Consider the following 4425-nt stretch of genomic DNA (forward strand, 5'->3'; position numbering starts at 1 on the left):
GCCATCCATGCGCATCTTTTTTCTTGACATTTGCAGCTCAAAATATCAATTATTAATATGGTTCATTGAAACACAAGAAACACTCGGACGGGGGTTCGACTCCGGTTTCCTCCACCACGATCCCCTAAAAAGGACTGTCTCTCTGTTCTGTAGCCCCACCTTGGGGCTACTGCTGTTTGCGGCGTATAACCGCATGAACTAAAAGGAATTTCCATGTTCCGCGCCGCGCCTGGCGGCCTGCTCCAATCGGACTGGCTCGCTGCCTCAGACGCACATTTTGCCCCCCAAACGCCCCTTTTCTCTCTCTTTCTCCATGTCGTTCGGACTTTGCCCATCAAGTCCGATCGCAAAGAAGATGTTGATATTGTGGGATTATTGAGGCGACCCCGTTTTTTCCGAGCTGCGAACGTTTGGAGTAGCGAACGCAACTGGCGTCGAAATGGCGGGGCGCGGGTCCGATCAATAACCGTGCAATGGCAAGCAATTGGAGAGATGGAGAATTGTCGGCTGGCTCATGATTAATGTTGACAACGGATGTTGCCAGGAGTATGCATCGGTCATCAAGATCATGCCTTGGAATCTGAGCCTGTCAACCTGGAGGCCTCGATGAAGCGCTTGTTGTTCCTGGCCCTTGTTGTCCTATTGTGCCTCGGCGTCGGCCTGGTTATCTCGTGCAGCGGGGGCGGTGGCGGCGGGGATGACGACGATGACGACGATGATGACGACGATGACGATGATGACGACGACGTTGCGGACGATGACGATGACGACGATGATGACGATGATGATACAGTATCTGTGCCGCAGTTCATCACAGTACCGGCGGGAAGTTTCGATATGGGCAGTCCCCTCTCCGAGGTAGGCCGGTATGCGCAGGAAGTTCAGCATAACGTGACGTTGACCAGGGGCTTTAAGATCATGCGCCGCGAGTTGACCCAGACCCAGTTCGCCGAGGTGATGGGTTATAATCCCAGTCACAACACTTCCGGAGAACCGGATAATCTCCCGGTGGAAAATATCAGTTGGTTTGATGCGGCGGCCTATGCCAACCAATTGACGACGCTGACCAAAGCCACGGCCTGTTACGATTTTTTCGACATCGTCTGTGAGGATGACAGCGACGGCGATACCACAGATTACTGCAAGGAGCATGGCGGTATCAAGGATGCCGTGGTGTCGTTAAACGGCGTTTCCTCGACCTACGACTGCACCGGGTATCGGCTGCCGACAGAAGCGGAATGGGAGTTTGCCGCCCGCGGTGGCACAACTACGGCCTACAGCAACGGCCAGGACAGCGAGGCAATGGCGGATGAATGCCAGACGCCATATTTTCTGGAAAGCCTCGCCTGGTATTGTGCCAATTCCGGATGGGACACCCACGATGTCGGTTCAAAGACCGCCAACAATCTGGGTCTTTACGATGTCCACGGGAATGTCTACGAATGGGCCTGGGACTGGTACGAGGTCCCCGGCAGTGGCAATGTGACCGACCCGGAGGGCCCGGTGGGGGGAACGGAAAGGGCGTATCGCGGTGGTGCTAAAGCCGACGGCGCCTATACAATTCGTTCTGCCGTGCGCTTCGGTTACGATCCAGGTGAATGTTTTACTTATGTCGGCATAAGGCTGGCCCAGAGTGTGCCATAGCGCTTGATTTTTGTCTCAAAGGTCTTTTTTTGGTTGTTGCGGAAGGACATGATCGTGACCACGAAAGAGAACGATGACTAACAGTACTGCGAAGGGGCAACTTCAACCCGCGACACCGATGAACCTCGGGGAACTGGTGGAATACGGCGAGGGCTCGGTGGTGAGCCGGATCCTCGTCAAGAACTCTGCTGGTAACTTGACCCTGTTCGCCTTCGAGGAGGGGCAGGAGCTTTCCGAGCACACCTGTGGCTCGCCAAAACTAGATCGCGGGTAATTTCCGCGACGAATTGAGCTTGAGGCTCTCCCGATTCGTTTTTTACGGGTGGAATACAAGGCATCGCGGTTGAGATTTTCCGCCCAGCAAGCCCATCCAGGGGGATGCACAGCCAAGCGGGCAGACCACGACACCGCTGGACTTTCTCCGTCGATAGGTTGCTCCTCGGAATCTACGCTGCGTCGCGCCACTCGTAGCGATGGTGCAGGCCGCCGACTCTAGGCAGGGCGATGACCCGCGCGGCATACGAAGTGCGGCGTTGAACGGGCCGTGGAATCTGGGCATCCTTACCAAGCCTGTAGTGGCAGCGGTCGGCGCTGTAGTAGGCGACGTACTTGCGCAGCAGCCTCATGGCGTGGCGCTCGTTGAAGACTACGACGTGATCGAATCATTCGTCGATTTGATTGACTGACGAGTTTTGGCGAGGGACAGGTTGACGTCCAAAATTTAACCGTCTGAAAATAAAACGGCCCCGGACTTCCGGGGCCGTTTTTATAACCATTGGCGGTATCAGAGTTGAGTTTTTTTGGTCCAGGCTAGAACGTGTAAAACAGGTAGAACTGGACCGACAGCGGTAGCAGCTGGTAATTGATCGTCATCTCGTCGCGTGACGTGATGTCGTAATTGTCGTACTCGTACTCGCCGTAGAACGAGCCGAACATATAACGCATGTCCGCGCTGCCGCCGAGGCCGAAGCCCTTGGCGATTGTATACTCGTATCCGCCGCCGAAGCCGATGTCTATGCGGGTAATATCTTCGAACTCGAGCGCGATGTCATCGTTGTTGAACTCGAACTTCATCATGTTTATGCCCATCAAGCCCTGGATGTAAGGCCTGCCCGGCTTATCCGAAAAGTAGTATCCCGCGCGAAACCCGATGCGCGAGTACTCGATGGTATAACGCTCTTCGAAATCTACCGAACCCTCGATGTTCTCGTCCTCGTCTTTGTCTTTGACCGCTAGACGATCGGTGATCTTCTGCGGAATAAGGTTGTAATTGATCAGGGCGAAGAAGTACTTGCTGCGGTAGCCGAGCTCAAGCAGGACCAGGAACTCGCTAGGAACCGGCATCTCGCCGTCGTCCGAGAAGTTGAAGTGCAGCTTGGGGATGCCGCTCTCGTCATAGGTCCATTTCCATTCCGTCTCGGTCTTGGACATCAGGGCGAACAACGACTTCTCAAAGTTCAGTCCCAGGGAGAAGCCGCTTGGAGCCTCCGTGGGTCGGGCGATCTTGGTCTGCCCGGACTGCTGCTCCGCCTGATCGCCGCCGGTTAGGCTGGAGAACGTCTGATAGTCCGCCGCCGTCCATTCCTCGGAGTTGCAAAGCAGCGGCTTCCTGCCGGTGGCCTTGACTGCGCTTACGGCCTCCTCGATCATTTTGTAACGGCCCAGGACCACCATCCCCGGTTCGTCGATCCTGGCGCACAGCGGCCGATGGATGATGCCGGTGTTGGTGCTGCTGGTGATCGTCACCACGTAGTTGCTCAATGCTTCGTTAGGCCCCTGGGCCTCATCCTCGAACAGTTGGGCCAAGACGACTTGCCTCTCAGCCGAACGGATCGTGCCGTCGTGTGCCACGGCTGTCGCAGCCAGTACAAGCACTACGAAAACGACAAGACAGCTTGTGTGTAAACTTCTCATTGTCGGCTCCTTCCATGCATATCCGATTTGCCGTCTGTTTTGTTTGTGCTGAACGCCGACCGCTTACCAGGGACTATCAGAGCAATCCAGCGGTCCGTAGGCGAGTCCAGGGTAGCCATCATCGCCAACGATTGTGACAAAGACCCACTCGTTTCCCTCGCTAGTATCGATATCGACCGTGCCCTGGGCAATCAGATCCCCCTGCCAATACATGGAGACCTCGACCTCCCCCGAGTTGATCCCTTTGCAAGATGAGCACTCACCGGTCCAGATGCCGGAGAATGTCGTGTTGTCGACTTCCAATGTCAGGCTGATATCTTCACCGCTATTTACCAATCCGTTGCAGAACTTGCCCTCGATGTCTCCCCCGCTGTCGTCATCGTCCAGATTGTGGCTGTCGTCGTCATCGTCATCGCCGTCGTCATCGTCATCGCCGCTATCCGAACAGGCCAAATTGGAGATGATTATCATTGACATCACCAAGATGGTTGCCAAACAGATCAAGCTCGCCCACCTTTTCATGCTCCCCCCTGATTTATTATTCGCGTCTGAATTGTTTTGAATTGTATTCTTTTTTTTCGATCCCGCGCTTGCCGCCGCCGCCCCCAATGGGATACGGCGAACCTCCAAATATATTAACTGTTCGACGATCTAATACTATTTAAAATCACGTGTCAATAATAGTAACCAGGATTGTGGTCATCCCGTGCGCCGCGGCAGGCGCACGTCGCCGCGGCGCACGGTGAGCTTGATGCGGTCGAAGTATTCGGCCAGCGGGATGGTGAACTTGCGGCTGGCGCCGGTGAGCTCCTGTCCCTCGCCAAAATTAGATCGTGCCAAATTTCAATCTCGATTTTTTATCATCGC

General features: G+C 55.0%; 6 protein-coding genes. 2 read left to right on the plus strand and 4 right to left on the minus strand.

The features are described from left to right. The first annotated feature begins 606 nt into the window (after nucleotides 1–606). Entirely contained in the window at nucleotides 607–1644 is a 1038-nt protein-coding gene (locus P9M14_18390; protein MDP8257720.1) for an SUMF1/EgtB/PvdO family nonheme iron enzyme, read from the plus strand. 136 nt (nucleotides 1645–1780) lie between these two features. Further along, on the plus strand, nucleotides 1781–1918 hold the full coding sequence (locus P9M14_18395; protein ID MDP8257721.1) for a hypothetical protein: 138 nt from the start codon (nucleotides 1781–1783) through the stop codon (nucleotides 1916–1918). A gap of 172 nt (nucleotides 1919–2090) precedes the next feature. Here P9M14_18395 and P9M14_18400 read toward each other — a convergent pair whose 3' ends face one another. From P9M14_18400 to P9M14_18415, 4 genes are all read right to left on the minus strand, one after another. After that, entirely contained in the window at nucleotides 2091–2270 is a 180-nt protein-coding gene (locus P9M14_18400) for a hypothetical protein (protein MDP8257722.1), read from the minus strand. Between the two features lie 184 nt (nucleotides 2271–2454). After that, on the minus strand, nucleotides 2455–3558 hold the full coding sequence (locus P9M14_18405) for a hypothetical protein (protein MDP8257723.1): 1104 nt from the start codon (nucleotides 3556–3558) through the stop codon (nucleotides 2455–2457). Nucleotides 3559–3621: 63 nt separating this feature from the next. Next, complete coding sequence (locus tag P9M14_18410) at nucleotides 3622–4029, minus strand: hypothetical protein (protein ID MDP8257724.1); 408 nt, start codon at nucleotides 4027–4029, stop codon at nucleotides 3622–3624. A gap of 228 nt (nucleotides 4030–4257) precedes the next feature. Further along, nucleotides 4258–4398, minus strand: coding sequence for a SelB C-terminal domain-containing protein (locus tag P9M14_18415; GenBank protein ID MDP8257725.1), 141 nt, complete (start codon nucleotides 4396–4398; stop codon nucleotides 4258–4260). Nucleotides 4399–4425 lie beyond the last annotated feature (27 nt).

Origin of the sequence: Candidatus Alcyoniella australis, assembly GCA_030765605.1 — a bacterium.
In the GTDB taxonomy this organism is placed as follows: domain Bacteria; phylum Lernaellota; class Lernaellaia; order JAVCCG01; family Alcyoniellaceae; genus Alcyoniella; species Alcyoniella australis.

Excerpts from the sequence above, each read along its gene's own strand:
- P9M14_18405 (MDP8257723.1), bottom strand. The coding sequence starts at position 3,558 with ATGAGAAGTTTACACACAAGCTGTCTTGTCGTTTTCGTAGTGCTTGTA.
- P9M14_18390 (MDP8257720.1), top strand. The coding sequence starts at position 607 with ATGAAGCGCTTGTTGTTCCTGGCCCTTGTTGTCCTATTGTGCCTCGGC.
- P9M14_18400 (MDP8257722.1), bottom strand. The coding sequence starts at position 2,270 with ATGAGGCTGCTGCGCAAGTACGTCGCCTACTACAGCGCCGACCGCTGC.
- P9M14_18410 (MDP8257724.1), bottom strand. The coding sequence starts at position 4,029 with ATGATAATCATCTCCAATTTGGCCTGTTCGGATAGCGGCGATGACGAT.